General features: G+C 57.6%; 15 protein-coding genes and 1 riboswitch. Of the genes, 11 read left to right on the forward strand and 4 right to left on the reverse strand.

The window, feature by feature from the left end; genetic code table 11:
• Positions 1 to 8: 8 nt before the first annotated feature.
• Complete coding sequence (locus tag ED661_RS05940) at positions 9 to 704, reverse strand: GntR family transcriptional regulator (RefSeq protein ID WP_122073001.1); 696 nt, start codon at positions 702 to 704, stop codon at positions 9 to 11.
• A 165-nt stretch (positions 705 to 869) separates the two neighbouring features.
• Between ED661_RS05940 and ED661_RS05945 the strand changes: the two genes are divergently transcribed.
• Positions 870 to 2,561 carry a thiamine pyrophosphate-binding protein gene (locus tag ED661_RS05945; protein WP_122073002.1) on the forward strand — a complete coding sequence of 564 codons (1,692 nt, stop codon included), beginning with the start codon at positions 870 to 872 and terminating at the stop codon, positions 2,559 to 2,561.
• Between the two features lie 352 nt (positions 2,562 to 2,913).
• Here the strand turns inward: ED661_RS05945 and ED661_RS05955 are convergent, their stop codons facing one another.
• The gene (locus ED661_RS05955; RefSeq protein ID WP_122073004.1) at positions 2,914 to 3,810 is read right to left on the reverse strand and encodes a LysR substrate-binding domain-containing protein; all 897 of its coding nucleotides are present in this window, start codon (positions 3,808 to 3,810) and stop codon (positions 2,914 to 2,916) included.
• Between the two features lie 173 nt (positions 3,811 to 3,983).
• On the opposite strand from ED661_RS05955, the gene ED661_RS05960 reads away from it, so the two are divergent.
• The 5 genes from ED661_RS05960 to ED661_RS05980 all read left to right on the forward strand — a co-directional run bounded on the left by ED661_RS05960 (position 3,984) and on the right by ED661_RS05980 (position 9,327).
• Positions 3,984 to 5,225 carry an FAD-binding oxidoreductase gene (locus ED661_RS05960; RefSeq protein ID WP_122073005.1) on the forward strand — a complete coding sequence of 414 codons (1,242 nt, stop codon included), beginning with the start codon at positions 3,984 to 3,986 and terminating at the stop codon, positions 5,223 to 5,225.
• Between the two features lie 66 nt (positions 5,226 to 5,291).
• A complete protein-coding gene (locus tag ED661_RS05965) occupies positions 5,292 to 6,272 on the forward strand; it encodes a TRAP transporter substrate-binding protein (protein ID WP_122073006.1) in 981 nt (326 codons plus the stop codon).
• A 76-nt stretch (positions 6,273 to 6,348) separates the two neighbouring features.
• Positions 6,349 to 7,062, forward strand: a complete 714-nt coding sequence (locus ED661_RS05970; protein ID WP_122073353.1) for a TRAP transporter small permease — start codon at positions 6,349 to 6,351, stop codon at positions 7,060 to 7,062.
• Positions 7,062 to 8,378, forward strand: a complete 1,317-nt coding sequence (locus tag ED661_RS05975) for a TRAP transporter large permease (RefSeq protein WP_122073007.1) — start codon at positions 7,062 to 7,064, stop codon at positions 8,376 to 8,378. Before ED661_RS05970 ends, ED661_RS05975 begins: the two co-directional genes overlap by 1 nt.
• A 4-nt stretch (positions 8,379 to 8,382) precedes the next feature.
• Positions 8,383 to 9,327, forward strand: a complete 945-nt coding sequence (locus tag ED661_RS05980) for a hypothetical protein (RefSeq protein ID WP_122073008.1) — start codon at positions 8,383 to 8,385, stop codon at positions 9,325 to 9,327.
• A gap of 6 nt (positions 9,328 to 9,333) precedes the next feature.
• Here ED661_RS05980 and ED661_RS05985 read toward each other — a convergent pair whose 3' ends face one another.
• Complete coding sequence (locus ED661_RS05985) at positions 9,334 to 10,104, reverse strand: hypothetical protein (protein WP_122073009.1); 771 nt, start codon at positions 10,102 to 10,104, stop codon at positions 9,334 to 9,336.
• Positions 10,105 to 10,669: 565 nt separating this feature from the next.
• Here ED661_RS05985 and ED661_RS05990 point away from each other — a divergent pair.
• Positions 10,670 to 13,975 carry a Hint domain-containing protein gene (locus tag ED661_RS05990; protein WP_254054779.1) on the forward strand — a complete coding sequence of 1,102 codons (3,306 nt, stop codon included), beginning with the start codon at positions 10,670 to 10,672 and terminating at the stop codon, positions 13,973 to 13,975.
• 588 nt (positions 13,976 to 14,563) lie between these two features.
• On the opposite strand, the gene ED661_RS05995 is transcribed toward ED661_RS05990, so the two are convergent.
• Positions 14,564 to 16,909 carry a methyl-accepting chemotaxis protein gene (locus ED661_RS05995; protein ID WP_122073010.1) on the reverse strand — a complete coding sequence of 782 codons (2,346 nt, stop codon included), beginning with the start codon at positions 16,907 to 16,909 and terminating at the stop codon, positions 14,564 to 14,566.
• 529 nt (positions 16,910 to 17,438) lie between these two features.
• Positions 17,439 to 17,653: riboswitch (cobalamin riboswitch) on the forward strand.
• A gap of 101 nt (positions 17,654 to 17,754) precedes the next feature.
• Between ED661_RS05995 and ED661_RS06000 the strand changes: the two genes are divergently transcribed.
• From ED661_RS06000 to ED661_RS06015, 4 genes are read left to right on the forward strand one after another with little or no spacing between them, the layout of a single operon-like run.
• Positions 17,755 to 18,111, forward strand: a complete 357-nt coding sequence (locus ED661_RS06000; protein ID WP_122073011.1) for a DUF1636 domain-containing protein — start codon at positions 17,755 to 17,757, stop codon at positions 18,109 to 18,111.
• Positions 18,108 to 18,926, forward strand: a complete 819-nt coding sequence (locus ED661_RS06005) for an ABC transporter ATP-binding protein (protein WP_122073012.1) — start codon at positions 18,108 to 18,110, stop codon at positions 18,924 to 18,926. Before ED661_RS06000 ends, ED661_RS06005 begins: the two co-directional genes overlap by 4 nt.
• Positions 18,923 to 19,870: an ABC transporter substrate-binding protein gene (locus tag ED661_RS06010; RefSeq protein WP_122073013.1), complete on the forward strand. Its 948-nt coding sequence runs from the start codon at positions 18,923 to 18,925 to the stop codon at positions 19,868 to 19,870. Before ED661_RS06005 ends, ED661_RS06010 begins: the two co-directional genes overlap by 4 nt.
• A gap of 43 nt (positions 19,871 to 19,913) precedes the next feature.
• Positions 19,914 to 20,885 carry an iron ABC transporter permease gene (locus ED661_RS06015; protein ID WP_254054780.1) on the forward strand — a complete coding sequence of 324 codons (972 nt, stop codon included), beginning with the start codon at positions 19,914 to 19,916 and terminating at the stop codon, positions 20,883 to 20,885.
• Positions 20,886 to 20,897 lie beyond the last annotated feature (12 nt).

A 20,897-nucleotide genomic window follows, 5' to 3' on the forward strand; every position in this document is an offset into this window, starting at 1 on the left:
TCTGTGACCTAACTCTCGTCAGGCACATAGAGCTGCGAAAAGGCGATGCGCACCGCCTCGGTAGCCTCTTCCCGGCGTTTTTCTATGTGGTTGCGCAGTGCTTGGGTTGCGGCTTCCACGTCCCGCGCTGCCAGCCCCTGCAACACCTGCCGATGGGCCGAAATATCACCCGGTGCACGGCCCTCCGATTGATCGCGCATCCGCTTCAGATCAATCAAGCGAATGTATCTTATTCGCCCGTTCAGGTTCTTCAGCATCCGTTGCAGCTCGCTATTGCCCGACAATTGCACCAGTCGGTTGTGAAAGCTCTCGTCCAGCGCCAATAGCTCTTCCAACTCGGTGGCGCTTTCGTATTCGGGCTCCATCCGGTCCAGATAATCGGAAAACCCGGTGATATCCGCATCAGAGGCGCGCAGACAAGCGCTCCGCAGGGCCTCACACTCAATCGCCACACGCGCCTCGTAAAGGTCAAGAATATAGCTCGGTGTCAGGGGGCGGCAAAAAAAGCCCCGGTTGATTTGAAAGATCAGGAACCCCTCAGCGACCAGCCGGTTCAGCGCCTCACGCAGCGGCGTGCGACTGGCGCCCAGCACTTCTGACAGGGCGCTCTCATTGATCCGCTGATCGGGTTTGAAGGCAAAATCCGCTGCCATTCTGCGCAGCGCCTCATAGACCCGATCAACATTGCTTTCCCGTTTGGCCATCTCGCCCTGCCCCTATCGTGCCCGGTGCCGATTTGGCGCCAAACTAGAGCAGGCTTGACTTGTCCGCAATAATGAATTCCAAACTGTATACAATTATGAATGCAAATTCACGATTCCACCTGATGGCGGCCATCGAGACTTAAAACCCAAGACCGGGAGAGCAATATGAGCAATTCAATGAACGGTGCCGAGGCCATGGTGCGGATGCTGGAAGCCCATGGCGTGCGCCACATCTTTGGCCTCTGCGGTGATACCACCCTGCCCTTTTATGACGCCATGAATGGGCTGGACCACGGCATTACCCATGTGCTCACCCGAGATGAGCGCAGCGCCACCTATATGGCCGATGCCTATTCGCGTGTCTCAGGTCGCCCCGGCGTGGCCGAGGGCCCCTCAGGTGGCGGCGCCACCTATATCCTGCCTGGTCTCATAGAAGCCTCGGAAAGTTCCTATGCGGTGCTTGGCATCACCACCGATATCTCGGTTGCGTCTTACGGAAAATACCCGCTGACAGAGGTCGACCAGGAGGCCCTGATGCGGCCCTTGACCAAGTGGAACACGGTGATCAAGCAGTCCCAGCACATTCCACGGATGGTGCGCACCGCCTTCAAGGCAATGACCACAGGCCGTTCCGGTGCCGCCCACCTCGGCCTGCCCTATGATGTGCAATATGATGCGGTTGACCCTGCCGACATCTGGGCAGATCCCAAACATCACAGTTACCCGGCCTATCCGCAGTCCCCCGAACCCGGCGCTGCCGAGGCGGCAATTGATGCAATCCTGTCGGCCAAATATCCGCTGATCATCTGCGGTGGCGGCATTGTGATTGCGGGCGCGATGGAAGAACTCTCTCGCCTTGCCACCCGCCTTGATATTGCTGTCGCCACCTCGATTTCAGGTCAGGGATCTCTGGCGGAAACCCATGCAAACTGCCTCGGTGTTGTTGGTTCCAATGGCGGCACTGATGAAACCTGGGAGATGATGCAGGCTGCTGATCTGGTCGTCTTCATGGGCTGTCGCGCCGGCTCAACCACAACCTCGCGCTGGGAGGCCCCGGCACCCGGCACCCGAGTCGTACATTTTGACAATGACCCGATGGTGATTGGCGCCAATTACCGCACCGAGGTCGGCGTGGTGGGCGATCTGCGACTATCACTGGCCGCCGTCAACGCCGAGCTGGACCGTCGCGATCAAGGAGGCGCCACTTTTGGAGGGGCCGCTGCCATTGCCGACATCAAGGCGCGCAAGTTTGAAGCTTTTAGCCATCTTGCTCAAAGCACGCAGGCGCCAATCCGCCCCGAACGTGTGGTCGATACCCTGATGAAGGTGCTGCCACCAGATGCCACTGTGGTCTCCGATCCTGGCACCAGCTGCCCCTATTTCTCCGCCTACTACCAATTACAGCAGCCCGGACGCTATTTCATCACCAACCGGGCCCATGGGGCGCTAGGCTACGCGCTCTCTGCCTCCCTCGGCGCCTGGTTTGCACGGCCTGCATCCAAAACCGTGGCCCTGATGGGGGATGGCTCCTTTGGATTTACCGTGGGCGAGCTGGAAACCGTCTGTCGCGCCCGGGCGCCGATCACATTTGTGGTTTTCTCCAATTCCAATTTTGGCTGGATCAAGGCTAGCCAGTTTGCCGACAAAGACGCTCGCTATTACAACGTCGACTTTAATCGCACCGATCACGCCGCCATCGCCGCAGCCTATGGCGTCAAAAGCTGGCGTGTAGAGAACCCCGAAGACCTAGAGCGCGTGATGCGTGAGGCGGTCAATCACGACGGCCCAACACTGGTCGATGTGGTGTGCCAGGCCCTGGAAGAAAGCAATGCCCCTGTTCGGCGCTGGATGGGGTGAGATGCACCTCGAACAGGCTCTGGGAGAGCCTTTTAGGGCCGAACGGGCGGAGCCCTGGGGGGCATGCCGAACGGGGGAGGCGTCAGCGCTCGGCCAACCCGACAAGGCCCTGAAAGCCTCCTCAAGGCCGGAGCATTCTACCAACCAGACCGAACCAGCATCTGCCCAGATCCAGCAGTCTAGATCTACTCCCTTCAGTTCCGCTCGGGGTGGCCTTGTCAAAAATCCGTTCCCCACCACCCTGGCCACACTCGCCAACCGCGCCGTGCCTCTGGCACGGCGCTTGGCCCAAGGAGAGAGAGGTAATCTATGATTGCCTTGATCTGCGCGGGAACCCCCTTTTCCGTAAATCTCAATCAACGCAATAGGGCTCCAGCTCGCATTTCAAAAGCGTCAGGAACTCCTGCCCGATCGAGGACAGCGGTCGGGTGGCGGAGGTGATTACCGCCATTTCCATCAGGATCTGCGGGCGAAAGGGCCGCGAGACAAAACCACCCTCCTTGTCAAAATCCAACACAAAGGGATCCAGCAACGCAACTCCCATCCCCTCTTTGACAAAACTCAGCAGGTTCTTGAACAACTGAGCATGGACCCGGGTTTTCAACGGCACCTCCGCCTGTACAAAGGCCTCGCGGATGCGTCGGTGGGTCATATGGTCAGGCCCCATGACTAGAAAGGGCGCCCCCTCCAACAGTTCCGGTGTCAGGACCTCATGACGCGTTAAAGGGCTGCCCTCTGGCAGTGCTATGGATGTCTCAACCCGGATCGGGTGAGCCACAAGCCCGTCATGCAACAGCGGCGTTTCACAAATGCCGATTTCAAACAGGCCAGAGATCACCCATTCCTGGATTTTTGACGAATACTGTGACTGGAACGAGATCGACATATCCGGCCGATCCCGGGCAAATTCGGCGATCAACCTGGGCATAAACCCAAAGGACATTGAGTGCTGCGAGGCCACCTGCAGCTGGCCCGCCTTTTTGTTTTGCAGATCAATCACCGCCTGGGTCACATGATCAAAACCACGCACCACCGTGTCGATCTCGCGAAACAGCAGGTTGGCCTCCGGCGTCGCCCGTAGCCGCCCGCGCTCACGCTCAAACAGTTTGAACCGGGTCTGCCGTTCCAACTGATGCAAAAGATTGGATATCGCAGGCTGCGATATCCCCAAGAGCGACGCAGCTCCGGTCACGGTGCCGGTCTCGATCACCGAATGAAAGGCCTGCAACTGTCTAAAACGTAGGTTCATCCCCCCATGTATCACTTTTCCTTATGGATGACATCCAAATTTATATTTGAAATGATGTGCCTGGCTGGGCATGGTCAGGGAAAGACCGGTACTGCAACAGGGCGAGGCATACGCGATATGCACAGCCTCCTGCTTCTTCCCGCGTCTCCAAGAACGTAAACAAAGCGACGCGAATGAAAACAGAACATATTATCATTGTCGGCGCAGGTATTGTGGGCGCTGCCACGGCGCTTTGGCTGAAGCGGGCTGGACAAGAGGTCACGCTGATCGACAAGGGTGAGCCCGGCATGGGCGCCTCCTATGGCAATGGCTGCCTGCTGGCCAGCTGCGCCATGGTGCCTGTGACAACGCCCGGCTTGATCCCCAAGGGACCAAAGTACCTGCTGGATCCAAAATTCCCCCTGTTCATGCGCTGGGGATACACGCCCAAACTGCTGCCCTGGCTGATGAAATACCTCTCCCACGCCAATGACAGCGACACCCGTCGCATTGCCAAATCGTTAACCCATATTGTCGGCGACAGTGTTGAACAGCACCAGGCCCTGACTGCGGGCACTCCTGCGGCAAAATGGATCAAAGAGACCGATTATAACTTTGCCTATAAAGACCGTGCCGCCTTTGACGCGGACGCCTATGTCTGGGCGCTGCGCCGCGAGGCGGGATTTGTCCCTGAAATCATCGAGGGCGCGGCGGTTCAAGAGCACGAACCGATCCTGGGCAAGAACACCTCTCTTCTGGCGGTGAACAAAAATCATGGCTTTATCCTGAACCCTGCCAATTACGTCAAAGATCTGGTCAAGCTGCTGGTCGAGATGGGTGGCACCTTCCTCCAGGCTGAGGTCAAGGATTTCGACCTCAGCGGGGGGCGCATTTCAGCCGTCGAGACCGATCAGGGGCGCATTGACTGTGACAAGGCGGTGATCTCTGCCGGGATCTGGTCCAAGCCCCTGATGCAGAAACTGGGGCTCAAAGTGCCGATGGAGGCCGAACGCGGCTATCACATCCTATTCAAATCCCCCAGCATTACCCCCCGCTATCCGATGATGGTGGCAGCTGGCAAATTTGTTGCCACCCCGATGGATCAGGGGCTGCGCTGTGCAGGTGTGGTAGAGTTTGGCGGCCTGGATGAGACCCCGTCCAAGGCGCCGCTGGCCCTGCTGCGCCGTACTGTGGCTGAGACCTTTCCGCAGATGCAGGCCGTTGAGGAGGAAGAATGGCTCGGCTTTCGCCCTGCCCCTACCGATAGCCTGCCGCTGATTGGCGAGGTCGCAGCCTCAGGTGTCTTTACCGCCTTTGGCCATCACCACATCGGCCTGACTGGCGGCGCAAAAACCGGGCGTATGGTGGCCAGTCTGATTACCGACCAGCCCATGAACCTTGACATGCGCCCCTTTGAGCCGGATCGTTTCGCCTAACGATTGTAGAACAACCCAATCAATAAAAAGCTGAAAACAGCAAAACCAACCACCAGGGAGACAACTATGACTGCTAAATTCTCACTCAAAATGACCCTCACGGCTTCTGCGCTGGCACTTGCGGCCTCAAGCGCCACTGCGGAAAACTGGGATATGCCGATGGCCTATGCCGCGACCAATTTCCACTCTGAGATGGGCGTGGTTTTTGCCGATAAGGTGCGCGACTACACAGGCGGTGACATCGACATCACCGTTCATGCCGGGGGCTCCCTGTTCAAGGGCGGCGAGATCAAACGCGCGGTACAGACAGGCCAAGCCCCCATTGGGGAACGTTTCATGTCCGCCCATGCCAATGAGGCGCCGCTCTTGGGTTGGGATAACCTGCCCTTTGTTGCCACCACCTATGCGGACAACGAAAAACTGTGGCACGCCGCCAAGGATCGGGTGAACGCTCAGCTCTCTGACCTCAATCTGGTGGCGCTTTATACCTGCCCATGGCCAGGCCAGGGCTTCTATTTCAACAAGGAAGTGACCTCTTCTGGCGACACCCAGGGGATCAAATTCCGCAGCTATAACACCGCCACAGCCACCTTTGCCGAAAAGCTCGGCATGATCCCGGTACAGGTGGAAGCAGCCGAGCTGAGCCAGGCGCTGGCCACTGGCGTTGCCGAGGCCTTTATCTCTTCCGGCTCCACCGGTTATGACCGCAAGGTATGGGAACATCTGAGCCACTACTACAAGGTCAACGCTTGGCTGCCGCGCAACTATGTCATGGTCAACAAACAGGTCTGGGAAGGCCTCAGCGCCGAAACCCAAGGCCAGGTTCAACAGGCTGCGGATGAAACCGGGGCCGCCTGTTCTGCCAAATCGGAAGAACTGGCCAACTGGTACTTTGAGCAGCTCTCGGGCAACGGCATGGCCGTGACCGATGCGGGCCCGGAATTCTTGGGCGAGCTGCAGGAAATCGGCGCCACGATGACAGCCGACTGGCTGGCAGCTGCCGGCGACGACGGGCAGGCCATCTTGGACGCCTATAACGCCAACTAAACCCACCACTCACCTGACGGCTCCTGCTCTTAACAGGTAGGAGCCGTCTCTTATTTCAGCACTTCGGGGGATGGGCATGCGTGACTGGCAACCGTTTCTGGGCCTGCCGCTCTGGGCTTGGCTTTTTGTTATTCCAACTGTTTTGGCGCTGGCCTGTCTGGCAGTCCCAGGGCCACTGAGCCGGGCTCTGCGACCACTGCAGGCCATATTGGACCGGATTTACCTGTGGTCTGGTGTACTGGCCGCGATCTGTATGGTGTCGATCCTACTGCTGATCGTGGCCCAGATGCTGGCCCGCTGGAGCAACCTGACCTTTCCCGGCTCTACTGAATATGCCGGCTATGCCATGGCAGCGACGTCCTTTTTTGCCCTGGCCCATGCGCTGACCCGCGGCGCCCATATCCGGGTGTCGGTCTTTCTTAACATGGGGCATCATTTTGGGTTGTGGCTGGATGCATTTGCCATGTGGATCGCCGCTATTACTGCCACCTATTTTGCCCGCTACGCCATCAAAACCAACATCATGTCCGAGATGCTGAATGATCGCACCCAGGGGCAGGATTTCACCCCGGAATGGCTGATCTCCGCCCTGAAGATGTTTGTCACCGCTCCCGCTGACTGGGGCAATCTTTGGGCGCAAACCGGCTCGGACTGGGTCTATACCCCGGTCTGGCTGCCACAATTGCCAATGTCGATTGGCACCGTGCTGCTGGCGCTGGCGCTTTGGGACTATCTGTACCGTCTGCTGACCACCCGCCGGGCCAGCATCACTTCGGAGGCCGTGGAATAATGAGCGAGATTTACGCAACCCTTATCTTTGTCTTTGTGCTCTTTGCCCTCTTGGGCAGTTCGGTCTGGATTGGCCTTGCATTGATGGGCGTCGCTTGGGTCGGGATGGAGCTGTTCACCACGCGCCCTGCGGGCGATGCCATGATCACCACCATCTGGACAGGGGCCTCCAGCTGGACCCTGACGGCACTGCCGCTGTTCATCTGGATGGGTGAGATCCTCTATCGTACCCGGCTGTCGCAGGACATGTTCCGCGGGCTTGCGCCCTGGATGCGCTGGTTGCCCGGCGGGCTGCTGCATACCAATATCGCTGGTTGCACCATCTTTGCTGCCGTCTCTGGCTCCTCCGCAGCGACGCTGACCACGGTGGGAAAGATGTCGATCCCCGAGCTGCGCAAACGCGGCTATCCCGAATACATGATCGTTGGCACCTTGGCTGGCGCTGCCACCCTGGGGCTGATGATCCCGCCCTCGCTGACGCTGATCGTCTATGGGGTGTCGATCAATGAATCCATTACCAAGCTGTTCATGGCCGGTATCTTTCCCGGCCTGGTGCTGGCGAGCCTGTTCATGGCCTATATCATGTGCTGGCATTTCTTTGCCAAGGATCAGCGCCCTGCCCCTGAGCCTGCGATGTCCTTTGGCGAGATGCTCTCCGAGAGCCGGTTTCTGATCCCGGTGCTGATGTTGGTCACCGTGGTGATTGGCTCGATGTATCTCGGCCTTGCCACCGCCACTGAGGCCGCTGCTGTTGGCGTTTTAGGCGCGCTGACGCTAGCGCTCTTCCAAGGTTCGCTCAGCTGGAGCACCTTTACCGAGTCTCTGATGGGGGCGACGCGCACCTCTGCAATGATTGCCCTGATCCTGATGGGGGCGTCTTTCCTGTCATTGGCAATGGGCTTTACCGGATTGCCCCGGGCTCTCGCCGCTTGGATCGATCAGATGAACCTGTCACCGCTGGTGCTGATTGTCGCGCTCACCCTGTTCTACGTGGTGCTGGGCATGTTCCTGGATGGCATCTCATCTGTGGTGCTGACCATGGCCATTGTTGAGCCGATGATCCGTCAGGCTGGCATTGATGTGATCTGGTTTGGGATCTTCATCGTGGTGGTGGTCGAGATGGCGCAGGTCACACCGCCGATCGGCTTCAACCTCTTTGTGCTGCAAAGCATGACCCGCCACGAGATCTCCTATATTGCCAAGACCGCCATTCCCATGGTCGGCTTGATGATGCTGATGGTGGTGATCCTGGTCGCCTGGCCCGAGCTCGCCACCTGGTTGCCCAATAACCTGCGCAGCGGGCCTGTCGGCGGGTAGCAGGATGATCAAGCTGCTGACCATTGTCGCCCGCCACGGGCAGGTGGCAATGATACTGGGGCTACTGGCTGGTTTCCTGCTCAAGGATCTGGCCAGCGCCCTCAAACCCTGGCTGCCAGAAATGGTGGCCGGGCTTTTGTTTCTCACCGCCTTTCGCATCGGAGCCCCACGCGCCTTTGGGGGCCTGAAAGACGGGCTTTCCGGCCTCAAATCGATACTGATCCTCCAGATGCTGCTGCCGCTTCTGGCTGTTGCCCTGTTCTGGGTTATGGGCATCGCTGCCACGCCTCTGGCTGTGGCGCTGGTGCTGATGCTTTCGGCGCCCTCGGTCACCGGCAGCCCCAATATCACATTGCTGCTGGGCCATGCGCCGGAACCCGCCTTTCGCCTGTTGATCCTTGGCACCGCATTGATGCCCCTAACGGTGATCCCGGTGTTTCTGCTCTCACCCGAACTAGGCAGCCTGTGGAACGTGCTCAGCGCCTCGCTGCGTCTAACGGGAACAATTGGTGTGACCGTCGGACTGGCCTTTGCCTGTCGCCACCTGCTGGCCCCCAACCTAGCTGAACGTACCGCCCGGGCGGTGGATGGGCTGACCATCCTGGCGCTGGCGGTGATTGTCATCGGATTGATGGCCGCCCTTGGCCCAGCGCTATACCGCGCGCCTGTTGAGGTCGCCAAATGGCTCGGCATCACCTGTGTGGCCAACCTCGGGCTGCAGTATCTGTGTTTTCGCTGGTTGATGTGGCGCGGTGCCAAAGACATCGCGGTGCCCACATCCATAGTGGCCGGGAACCGCAACTTTGCGCTGTTCCTGATTGCCCTGCCCGCCAGTACCACCGACCCTTTGCTGATCTTTCTGGGCTGCTATCAGGTGCCGATGTATATGACCGCGCTGGTCATGCGCCGCCTTTATGCCCGAGCCCTAACACCGGAAAGCCCGGCCTGATCAGGTTCAACTGGGAAAAATCCGCGCCATCTCTGCATCAAAATGCGCCCAGGTCATGGTCGCGCGATTGCCTGCATAGCCGTGATAATAGCTTTTGCCGCTTGAGGTCGGCAATCCGGCCCAGATCTTGGCCAGATTGTTCATGAAATCGGTGCGGCTCATATCCTTGGCCATCATTGCGCTGAGCCCCGCTTCTTCAAGCAGCTGATGTGCCAACCGGTCCTGCATCTTGGCCGAGAAGAGATCCTCGCGCTTCGCGCCGGCATGACGGGCCAGACGTTTCAACGTCGCAGGAATGAACTGATAGCGCCCGATGGCGTGTTGCTGCCCCGGCGTGCGGGCGATCCAGTCGTAGATCTCTCCCAGGGTCATCGAGGTTGGAGGTTTGCTCGGTTTGATCTTGGCTGCATGTTGTACCGCATCATACTGGGCGCCGCCGGCCTCAGCACTGGCGATCAGGGTCATCAGCTTGGCCACCGCTCCTCTGGCAACGCCGCGTGGCACCGCCCGAAACAGGCTGGTACCGCGGCGATCGGCAAAAAGACTGGCAAGATTGGCCTGCACCGCCTCCATCTCGGCCTCAAGCCCCTCCGGCACAGGCTGGGCTGTCAGTACAGAGCTCGGAGAATGGCGCGCCAATATAGGCTGCGCTGCAGAGCTGCGCTGGCCAAAAAAACTCTCGTTTACAATGGAAAACCGCTCAGCGGTGTTGCCTTGCGCCGCGCTGAGCACAAGGAAAGTGGTGGTTAGGGGCAAAGCGAGGCAGGTTTTGCTCATATTCAGCCTTCTGTCTGAAACCGCAGGTCTGTTGCACCCTATCGCGAGCAAATTGAGAATTCCTTTACCGCCTCGCAGGGATCAGAAATGCGCGTGCTGTTGACCAAGCTCCCTCACCACGTTGCCCTCGTCACAACGCCATGCCAAATCTTTGGCAATGCTTCAGATCACCTTTGCGAGGCAAGGCTGTCGCTTACCGGCAATGATAACTTACTAATTCTTCCGATTTCCTTGGAACCACCGACCTTCACAGGAAACGGGGCGCCCATGGTACCCAAGACGTTTCATGCTGACGCAGTTCTCCAAGCCTCCAGCTCTGCTGTGGGCATCTGCGCATTCTCCGATCGTGGCCAGCGGCCCCGCTCGTTTCAAAAAACACAGGCAGGGCCCCAACAACCGCCGCGCGCCATAAACGCTATATAAACCTCTCTTTTACGTAATCTTATCAACCTTCCTCTACGTTCTCCAATGGGTCAATTTCTGTCGCAGCTGAAAACTTTGCGGGGGCCCAGAATGAAAGAGTTTGCCGACCTGGTCATGGCCGGACGAAGTTGAGGGTAGTAATTTGACGAGCGCCAAAGACCAAGCACAAGCGATAAAAGAGGCTGAAGAAGCAGCGAAGGCAGCCGAAGAGGCGTCAATCGTCGCAACGGAAGCCCAGCTGGCCTGGGAAGAGGCCGAAGCGGTTGCAGAGGCGGCAAAAGAGGCAAAAGAAGCTGCAGAAGACGCCGCTGATGAGGCAAAGGACGCAGCAAAAGACGCTCAAAAAGCTGCTGAAGAGGCGGTCGAAGCCCTAGAAGACGCAGCCGAAAGCGGCGATGCCTCTGCGATTGAGGCCGCAACCGAAGCGGCGGAGACTGCTGTTGATGCGGCAGAGGCTGCCGAAGCGGCTGAAGAGGCCGCAAAGCTGGCAGAAAAGGCTGCAAAGGACGCCGAAAAAGAGGCCAAGGACGCCGAAAAAGACGCCGAAAAAGAGGCAAAGGACGCTGAGAAAGACGCCGAAAAAGCCGAAAAAGAAGCCGAAAAGGCGGCTGAAGAAGCTTATGATGACAAGATGGGCGGATCTACTGGAGATGACACTCTTGATGCTGGAATGGGTGACGACACCGTTGCAGGTGAAGAGGGCAGTGACAGCATCGATGGCGGTGAAGGAAACGACGTTCTTTATGGTGACATGGGCGATGGCTTTGATCAGGGCGTTGATGCCTCGCCCCTGTCGCTTGAGCTCGGCAATATGGAAAGCGTTTCACACGATGGCTGGCTAGGCTCTGCTGGTAACTTTGCTGTCTTCAGCGATATTGCAACCCTGGAAGACGGCAGCAAAGTCTGGGGCAAGCTGGTTCTGGTGGAAAAATCCAACCCAGATATGTGGGTGGAGTTTGGCTACACGAACGGCGCTGAAGTTCTGCTGGAGGGCGATACCGCTGGCGATCAAGCGACTTTCCGGCTGGAGTTTTTTGACCCAATCACAGGTGACCCGGTATTCCTAAACTCTACCGCAACTTTCAATGACATTGACGACAATAGCAACGTCGGCGACGCCGAAGCCGTCATCATCGACGGCAATAGTTTCACCTCATTTGGCGTGGCATCCGACACCTCTCTGACCACCGCTGTTGACGGCAATATGGTGACGGCAACGGGCTCTGAGTTGAACGGTTATACCGACCAGGACGCCTGGTTTTCTGCTGAGTTTGAAGACAAGTCCTCGATTGAGTTCACCCTGCAAACCCGTGATGGCTATTCGGGATTCACCCTGTCTGGTGATGTCATTGATGACCCGGTTGTTACCATCATTGAGCAAGGCGATGACACCATCACGGCAGGCGAAGGGGACGACGTTGTCTATGGGCAGGGCGGCGACGATTCTCTTTCTGGCGAAGAAGGCGATGACAGCCTTGATGGCGGCGAAGGCAATGATGTCATGGACGGCGGAACTGGCGCTGACACCCTGATTGGTGGCGCCGGTGGTGATACGCTGTCTGGTGGCGAAGGCGACGATTACATCGAGGGCGGTGCAGGCGACGACTTTCTCTCTACCGGTATTGGTGATGATACACTGATCGGTGGTGAAGGGGATGATACCCTACACAATTCGGCTGGGGACGACAGCCTGGTTGGCGGGGTTGGCAATGACAGCATTGTTGCAACGGATGGCAACGACACTCTGGAAGGGGGTGACGGTGCCGACACCATGTATGGCGGCAATGATAACGACCAGATCCTTGGCGGGATCGGCGACGATCACATGCATGGTGAGCTTGGGGATGACAGTCTCGATGGTGGCGATGGCGATGATGTCATGTCAGGGGGCGCGGGTTCCGACACGCTGATCGGTGGCGACGGCGGCGATACGATCTCGGGTGGTGACGGCGATGACTACATCGAGGGGGGCCTCGGTAACGACAGTCTTACAACCGGCTTAGGCAATGACACACTGATCGGCGGCGCAGGTGACGACACGCTGCGAAACTCTGCGGGCGACGACAGCCTGGTTGGCGGGATCGGCAACGATAGCATCGTTGCAACTGACGGTAACGATACGCTCGAAGGCGGTGATGGCGCCGACACCATGTTTGGCGGCAATGACAACGACCTCCTCATTGGCGGCGCCGGTGCAGATGTGATGCACGGCGAGTCTGGCGCTGATACGTTCCAAATGTCCGACGGTTTTGGCAATGACACTCTGACCGGTGGGGAGGCCGGGGTCGACCAGGATACCGTCGATCTTACCGGGGTGACCTCTTCAGGTGTTACCGTATCCTACACCGGGGACGAGGCGGGCACCATCTCTGATGGCAGTGACACGATTACCTTCTCCGAGATCGAGTCTCTAAAGCTGACTGGAAATGACGATCGTGTCGATGCCTCGGCAGACAGTGCTGGGGTTGTCATCGACGCAGGCGCAGGCGACGACAGGATCACATTTGGTGCTGGCAACGACTACATTGCGGGGGGCGATGGCTATGATGACTTTGTCCTGACCTCCACCGGAGGCGTTGATACCGTTAGTGATTTCAGCATCTCCGATGACGATGATGATGGCTTCTTCAATGATCAGCTTGATGTCTCCGATCTGATCGGTGGGACCGGACCAAGCGGCGGTGTCCGAGTTCAGGATGTGTCGGTCTCCGATGACGGTTTTGGCAATGCTCTGCTGTCTTTTCCGGGAGGCGAAAGCCTTGTTTTGCAAGGGGTGACTCCGGCCCAGATCTCCAGTCAGGCCCAGCTCCATTCTGCTGGCATCCCCTGTTTCACGCCCGAGGCTCTATTGGCAACCAAGCGTGGTGCAGTGCCTGCAGGGCACATCAAAGTGGGGGATCTGTTGCAGACCGCCGACAATGGGTATCAACCGGTGATCTGGGTTGGAAAACGGACATTATCCCCGGCGGAGCTGGCCGAGCGGCCTCACCTCAAACCCTTTTGTCTGCGCCCGGACGGGCTGCTCTCGCCTGAGCGTCCCCTGCTTTTGTCGCCCCAACATCGCCTGCTGCTCAACCGCAAGACCTTTGAGCGGGACATATCCTTCGGTGAGAGCTTTGTTTCAGCCAAATTGCTGGCCGAAATTGATGGGAACTGCCGGCAGCAGACCGAGAGCTCGCATGGGGTCACCTATGTTCATCTCATGACGGAACACCATGAGGTGGTGTTTGCAGAAGGGATCGCAACAGAGACCTTTTGGCCGGGCCCCGAGGCCATTCGTGGCCTGTCAGCCAATGATATGCGGGAGATGTTTGATCTTTTCCCAGAGCTGGCAGCGACTTACGGGCTTGTCGGGTCCTATGGGCGTAGCCATGTCGAACAGGTCTATGGCGTTTTGGCGCGTCAAAGCCTGAAACGGCGTGATCTATCGGGTTTGCGCGCCGCCTAGTGCAAGCGCTCGCCTGAGCCACGACCTTGATATGTTGAGTCAGGCAGGAAACTGAGCGCCCTTTCATACAAGCAGGTAACTGGCCTCATCCAATCGAGGAGGAGGCTGGGTTTTCCTAAGCTGCCAGACGTTCTCAACCAGGTCCTGTCCACACCGGGACGGGAGGCAGCGTCACCGCTGAAGGTGCTTACGACATTGGCAAAGGCCAAGTTGTTGAAGCTCCACACATCTGGAGCCAGAGCACAGGAGGACGCAGTTCGCTCCTGCGCAAGTGTCCGGCCTACGCTTTGTGGAGACAGGTGGCCGGAAACCACGTTAAGTCACCCTACCGGGATCATGCCGCGCCTCTAAACGAGCCTCACAGCGCCTGGAATAGCAAAATCCCCTGCCCTAGGCTAAGCCCCACTGTGGCACGGGCGGTCATACTCTCATACGGGGTCCCCTAAAGATCAGTTAAGCGCAGCGCGCTGGCCTTGCTCAGCTCTGTGCCTAACCCTGCACGTGAAAAGGTCGCTGAGCTTTGCAGCGCAGCGACCCTTGTCTTCTAAGTGGTCATAGCAAATTACGTCCTGCTGTTCACCTCAATCCTCAGAAGTCTTGCCACTGGTTAGCGCCCGCATCGTTTGTGCCTGTTGCGGCACGGGGCTGCTCTGCGAGCTCAACATCCCAATCGTCCGCACCATGCGCTGAAGGCGCAACAGTTGGTTCCGAATTGGGGGTTGCAGCCCTCTCCGAGCGGCCAGAGAGTTGGAAATTGCCAACCAGCTTGGTGAGTTCAGCGGCGTCGCCTTTCAGCAAATGACCCGCCGCAGTTGCTTCTTCGACCATGGCAGCATTCTGCTGAGTAACCTGGTCCAACTGCACGACGCCTGTATTGATTTCGCCCAGCCCGGTGGATTGTTCAACCGCGCCCCGTGCAATGTCGGTGACCAATGAGGAGATATGTCCGACCCGCTCAACGATATTTTGCAATGCGTCACCAGCGCGACCAACCAGGTCGACGCCATGTTCCACCTGCTTGGTACTATCGCCAATCAGAGCCTTAATCTCCAATGCCGCGTCTGAGGACCGCTGAGCAAGCGCGCGCACTTCTGAAGCAACCACCGCAAACCCACGACCAGCTTCACCGGCACGTGCGGCTTCTACACCCGCATTGAGCGCCAAGAGGTTGGTCTGGAAAGCGATGTCATCGATCACACCAATGATCTGCGAAATATGAGTCGAGGATTGCTCGATCTCGGTCATAGCCGCGACTGCGCTTTTTACCACGGCGCCACTGGTTTCTGCTTCGCCTTTAGCTTCATCAACAATTTTTTCAACGCTGCTCGCACCATCTGCTGCGGATTTCACGCTCACTGTCATCTGTTCCAGGGCCGCAGCTGTTTCCTCCAGAGTGGCAGCCTGACTTTCGGTTCGTGTCGACAAATCATCAGACGACTGGCTGATTTCATCCGCGCCGTTTGCGATACTGCTGGCGGAATCCACCACCTGGGACAGGGTCTCATTCAGAGTCCTGACAGTGGTGTTAAAATCAGCGCGCAGCTTTTCATGTTCGCGGGAAAAAACCTCTTCGATGTTTTGGGAGAAATCCCCCTCAGACAGGCGCAACAGACCAGCGCTGAGCGTTTCCACCACATGTTGCTGCTGTCTTTGCTGTTCGGCACGCTCCTCTTCGGCGCTGCGCGCTTGTTTCAGGTCGCCCTGCATCGAGACCAGTGTTTTACCAATCTGGCCAATTTCATCGCCTCGGCTTGCCTCTGTAACATCAGTATCCAGAGCCCCTGAGGCAATTGCCTCCATGTTCTCACAGATCCGGGCAATCGGCTTGGTAATGGAACGGGCAAAGATCCAACCCAAGAGCGACATCAACAGGGTGATCCCCAGGCCAATCATCACCAGAACATTACGCTTTTGGGTTACTGGCCCCATGATCTCGGCAATATCCTGTTCAGCCACAATCACCCAGTCAGCATAGCTAAGGCCCAGAGGGGCTGCATAGGCGGCCACCTGCTGTCCACGGATGCCAGTATTGTCGGCGCCATAGGTATTTTCGCCTGCCTGAGCGGTGCCGATATGGTCGCTTTGGGGCAAGGATTGCAGGACCTGGTAGCCCTCCTCAAAACGCGAGGTCGTACGCGCCAGACCATCTTGACCAACAAGAAGGATTTCGGTGGTTTCACCAAGCCCATCGGAATTATTGACGATCTCACCCAGCATCGCGACAGGGATTTGCAAAGCAACCACCCCCAAGAGCGCACCGCTGGTATCAAAAACGGGGGTAGCGACAAAGGCAGCCGCCGCCCCAAAGCTGGGTGCATAGGGTTCCATATCAACAAAATAGAGTTTGCCGGCCTGGCCTTTGGCGGCCTGACGAAACAAAACGCCCAGACCAGAGTCCTTGTAAGCGCCAGTGGTCAAGCTTGTGGCGTAGTCCATTTCCTTGAACACCGAATAAACGATATCCCCGGCAGGACTAATCAGAAAGGCATCGTAATATCCCTTGGTGTCGATGAGCGTCCGCAAACCAGGATGATAAATACCATGTTCCGTATGATAGGCCTGATCCCCAGAGGCGCGGTCAAGCAGGTGCTTTTCACCGGTCTTGTTTGGATTGTTGGTTATATAGGCTTTGGTCAGGTCAGTCGCCGCATTGTCCAACTCGCCCCAGGTTTGCTCAAAAGCTGACAAGGCTCTGCCAGTTGCCGGCGAAGCGCCAAGGGTCAACAGGTCGGATTGAATGCCGTTCATCAACTGCTGAACGGCTGCCCTGCGGTCTGCGACCATCGACGACATTTGCTGTTGGACACTTTGAAAAGCCTGGCGTTGAAAGCTCACCAAACTGAACGCAATAAGGGTCGCCCCGATGAGAAAGCTGAAACCTACAATGAAGAGTGGAAGCTTCTTTGAAAGCTGTACTGACCTTAGATTTAGCATTTAGAACTCCGTAGACTAGCTAGGTATCTCTATGAAATGGCAGCTCAATCCTTAAGAAGACGAAAATGGCAATCAGAGGGTGTTTTGCAAATTAACAAAGGCGAGCTTGGGTTGAAAAGAAAGATCAAACTGACATTTCACACTCCATTTAAGACGAGCAAATAGACTTAACTCACCCCAGGCGCGCATCGTGAAGGAACCGTAAAATGGGGTGAAAAAGTGATTCGCCTGTCTTTTGGATCCATATCTGACAACAGACTGTCGCGCGTGCGGTAAGGTTCCCCTGCGCCCGCGCCGTTGTCCGGAAAGGGCTAGCAACAGTCGCGCGTGATGGCCTCAACTCTGTACAGACAGCCACACCACTTTGCGCGACCAAACGGATCTGCTGTCGCGCGCGCTGGGGCGCAAATCCTTCGCCCGCCCCCAGCCAGAACGATTTTTTGTTGCTTTCCACCAAATAAGACTGAGGCGCCCAGCTTAAGACCGTTTGCAGGGCGCTTTCATACCCATTGACACAACTAAGATTGCGCTCATACATACCCCAGATGGTTTTTCCCGGGGTCACTCCGGGAAAATGAAAAGGGAATACGGTGTGGTGTAGCCAACAGGCGCCAAATCCGTGACTGCCCCCGCAACTGTGAGCGGAGAGCACTGCTGCAACAAGCCACTGCCCATCAGGGTGGGAAGGCGTAGCAAGGCCTCGACCCGCGAGTCAGGAGACCTGCCATCCAGTAGTTCACCCAACCCGGGACGGGGAGTCCTGAAGGAGGCTTAGATGGCACGTAGAAACCGTGTTTGCAGAACCGACATCCGTTCGCTTTGTGTGCCTTTCAGCGAGGCGAGACATGACCGGCAGCAGTGATCATTCCATTTTGATTTGCACTTCGTGTAAAGGCGGGGGCGAAGCGAACAAACTGCGTGCAGCATTGGCTGAGCGTGTCTCCGAACGCTTCACCCTGCGCGCCGTCGACTGCATGGCGGGCTGCGACCACCCCATAGCTGTTGGGCTGCAGGGACCTGGCAAGACACAGTATCTCTTTGGTGAGATCGAAGCACAGGACGATATTGAGGCGATTGCCTGTTTTGCCGAACAATTCCTGGCGAGTGAAACCGGCTGGAGTAACGCGTCGCAACGCCCCCAAAGACTATACAACAAAACCCTGGCCCGGCTTCCGGCCTACAGGCATGGGGGCAAGGTATGACAAGCGTTTCGCCCCTCCCTGCCCCCTTTCTCTGCGTGCGCGATCTGGAGTATTTTGCGCTCAACGGGGATCCCCTGGTATCTGGAGTATCCTTTGATTTGCAGCAGGGATCGATCCTTGCCATTGCCGGACCAAATGGCGCTGGTAAATCGACCCTGTTGAATCTGCTCTCAGGGAGCGAACCTCTGGCGCTTGGCGAGGTTCAGATTGGCGGCTCTTGCCTGGGCAAGATGAAGGCCCATGAGCGGGCGGGATTGATCGCGCTGGTTAGCCAGCAAAGCGCCCCTGATGGACGGCTGCGGCTTCAGGACTATGTGGCCCTGGGGCAATTGCCAATCGTTGCGCGCCGTTCTGCCAGTGAAAACAGCCAGGTAATTCAGTCCATTCTGGAACTCACCGGACTGTCACGACTGGCCAAAAAACCAATGGCGCAGCTATCAGGCGGGGAGTGCCAACGCGCCCATATCGCCCGCGCCCTTGCGCAGGAGCCTGAGCTTTTATTTCTGGACGAGCCCACCAATCACCTGGATCCGGATGCCAAAGGGCGCATGTTATCCCTAGTGGCCTCGCTGGGCATCACCGTTGTCATGGTGGTTCATGATCTGGTGATGATCCCGGAATTTGCCACCCATGCTGCCTTGATGAAATCGACCCGGCTTGTTGCCTTTGGCCCGACCTCCGAAGTGCTCACCCCGGAAAACGTCCAGTCAACCTTTGGCGTCCGCTATCTGAGCCTCCCCCACGAGGGCCGGATGATCCCTGCTCTCGACATCCGCAAAACCAATTTTCAAAATCTGAAGGAAAACGCGCAATGAAATCTCTCTGGTCAGCTGCACTCCTCCTGAGTGTCGCAAGCGGTGTTTCCGCATCTGAGGTAAAAGTCGACAACTGCGGGACGCCGCTGGTTTTTGAAACCACGCCTGAGCGCTTGGTGGTGCATGATATCAACATGTCCGAAATGGCCTTCGCGCTTGGCCTGCAAGACAAGATGGTTGGTGTCACCGGCATTACCGGCTGGTACAAAACCAGCCCCGAATTCGATGCCGCCCGTGGAGAAATCCCCGAGCTTGCCCCCAAATATCCGAGCATCGAGAACCTGGTCTCAGCCTCCGCAGATCTGTTCTTCGCCGGCTGGTACTATGGCATGAAGCCCGGTGGAGACGTCACGCCGAATACGCTCGCCCCGTTTGGGATCAAGACCATGGTCCTGACCGAAAGCTGCGTGCATCTGGACAAAGACCGCCCCGAAGCAAGCATGGATTTGTTGTTCAACGATGTGATGCGTCTCGGCCAGGTCATGCAGGTGGAAGACAAGGCAGAGGCCTTGATAGCAGGCTGGCAGCAGCAATTGGCCAGCATTGAAGCCAAGACAGCCGAGCAGCCCAAACCACGGGTCTTCCTGTTGGATGGTCCTGCGGATGCGCCCTTCACTGCCGGCAAGTTTGCAATCCCCGACGCGATGATCACAGCAGCCGGTGGCACCAGCGTCACCCATGACATGGACACCAGCTGGGGGCGCACCTCCTGGGAAGCCGTCGCGGCGGCCAACCCCGAGTTCCTGGTGCTGCTGGACTACCAGAACGGCAATGGCGCCGAAGACACCTTCAAGTTCCTGCAGGAGCATCCGGTCATGGCCCATACAGATGCGGTCAAGAACGAACGTTGGGTAGGGCTGCGGTACGAAGAACTGACGCCTGGGCCTGCCAATATTGCAGCGATCGAGAAAATGGCCAAGGCAATGCACCCGGGGCTCAACTAGCATGGGCCGATTTGGCCTATCACTACTCTTAGGGGCGGCCACCTTGGTCGCCCTTATCTTGCTGTCGGTTCTTTACGGATCGACAGATGTACCGGTTTCAGAGGTCTTTGCCGCCATCTCATATGGGCTTGGTTTCAGCAGTTTGGACCCGGAACCGATCCATCGGATCATCTTTGATCTGCGGCTGCCACGCGCGCTGTTCGCCGCTCTGATCGGCGCAGGATTGGGGCTTGTTGGCGTGGTGTTGCAAACCACAACCCGAAACGACCTGGCGGATCCGTTTCTGTTTGGTCTTTCATCCGGTGCCGCTGCCGGAGCGGTTCTGGTCATCACCGTAACCGGGGATGTTCTTGGCATTTGGACCCTGCCCCTTGCGGCCTTTAGCGGTGGTCTTGTCGCCTCAGGAATCGTTCTTTTTCTGGTGCGAACACTACAAAGCAGTGCGCCGGAAAAACTGATTCTGGCCGGGCTCGCCGTCTCCTTTCTGTTTGCTGCCATCACGAACTATTTGATCTTTTCCGGTGATAACCGAGCGGCGCATTCGGTGATTTTCTGGATGCTCGGCGGGCTTGGACTGGCCCGATGGGAAACCCTGCCGTTGGTGACCGCTGGACTGGCCCTGATCGCCAGTTATGCGATGTGGCGGAGCCGCTGGCTTGACGCGCTTTTGGCAGGGGATATCACCGCCGCCAGCCTTGGCGTGCCAGTTGGCGCGCTGCGGACCCGCATGTTTTTGATCTCTGCGCTGGCCACGGCCGCGTTTGTGTCAGTTGCTGGCGTCATTGGCTTTGTTGGCCTCATGGTACCACATGTTGCCCGCGGTCTTGCAGGACCCATGCACCGCAATCTCCTACCAATGGCCGCACTCATCGGCGCCGTTCTTCTCACCGCTTCTGATATCGTTTCCCGGTTACTTCTGGCGCCACAGGAGCTCCCTGTGGGGATCGTGACCACCTCCGTTGGTTCAGGGTTTGTTTTCCTTTTGCTGTTGGGAACAAAACAGCGGCGGCGATGACAAACTTAGAAC

Source organism: Pseudophaeobacter sp. EL27 (assembly GCF_900313025.1).
Taxonomy (GTDB): Bacteria; Pseudomonadota; Alphaproteobacteria; order Rhodobacterales; family Rhodobacteraceae; genus Pseudophaeobacter.

Coding starts and splice junctions, on each gene's coding strand:
- ED661_RS06000 (WP_122073011.1), top strand. CDS start 17,755: ATGACCGGCAGCAGTGATCATTCCATTTTGATTTGCACTTCGTGTAAA.
- ED661_RS06005 (WP_122073012.1), top strand. CDS start 18,108: ATGACAAGCGTTTCGCCCCTCCCTGCCCCCTTTCTCTGCGTGCGCGAT.
- ED661_RS05995 (WP_122073010.1), bottom strand. CDS start 16,909: ATGCTAAATCTAAGGTCAGTACAGCTTTCAAAGAAGCTTCCACTCTTC.
- ED661_RS05970 (WP_122073353.1), top strand. CDS start 6,349: ATGCGTGACTGGCAACCGTTTCTGGGCCTGCCGCTCTGGGCTTGGCTT.
- ED661_RS05960 (WP_122073005.1), top strand. CDS start 3,984: ATGAAAACAGAACATATTATCATTGTCGGCGCAGGTATTGTGGGCGCT.
- ED661_RS05980 (WP_122073008.1), top strand. CDS start 8,383: ATGATCAAGCTGCTGACCATTGTCGCCCGCCACGGGCAGGTGGCAATG.
- ED661_RS05955 (WP_122073004.1), bottom strand. CDS start 3,810: ATGAACCTACGTTTTAGACAGTTGCAGGCCTTTCATTCGGTGATCGAG.
- ED661_RS05945 (WP_122073002.1), top strand. CDS start 870: ATGAGCAATTCAATGAACGGTGCCGAGGCCATGGTGCGGATGCTGGAA.
- ED661_RS06010 (WP_122073013.1), top strand. CDS start 18,923: ATGAAATCTCTCTGGTCAGCTGCACTCCTCCTGAGTGTCGCAAGCGGT.
- ED661_RS05965 (WP_122073006.1), top strand. CDS start 5,292: ATGACTGCTAAATTCTCACTCAAAATGACCCTCACGGCTTCTGCGCTG.
- ED661_RS05975 (WP_122073007.1), top strand. CDS start 7,062: ATGAGCGAGATTTACGCAACCCTTATCTTTGTCTTTGTGCTCTTTGCC.
- ED661_RS05985 (WP_122073009.1), bottom strand. CDS start 10,104: ATGAGCAAAACCTGCCTCGCTTTGCCCCTAACCACCACTTTCCTTGTG.
- ED661_RS05940 (WP_122073001.1), bottom strand. CDS start 704: ATGGCCAAACGGGAAAGCAATGTTGATCGGGTCTATGAGGCGCTGCGC.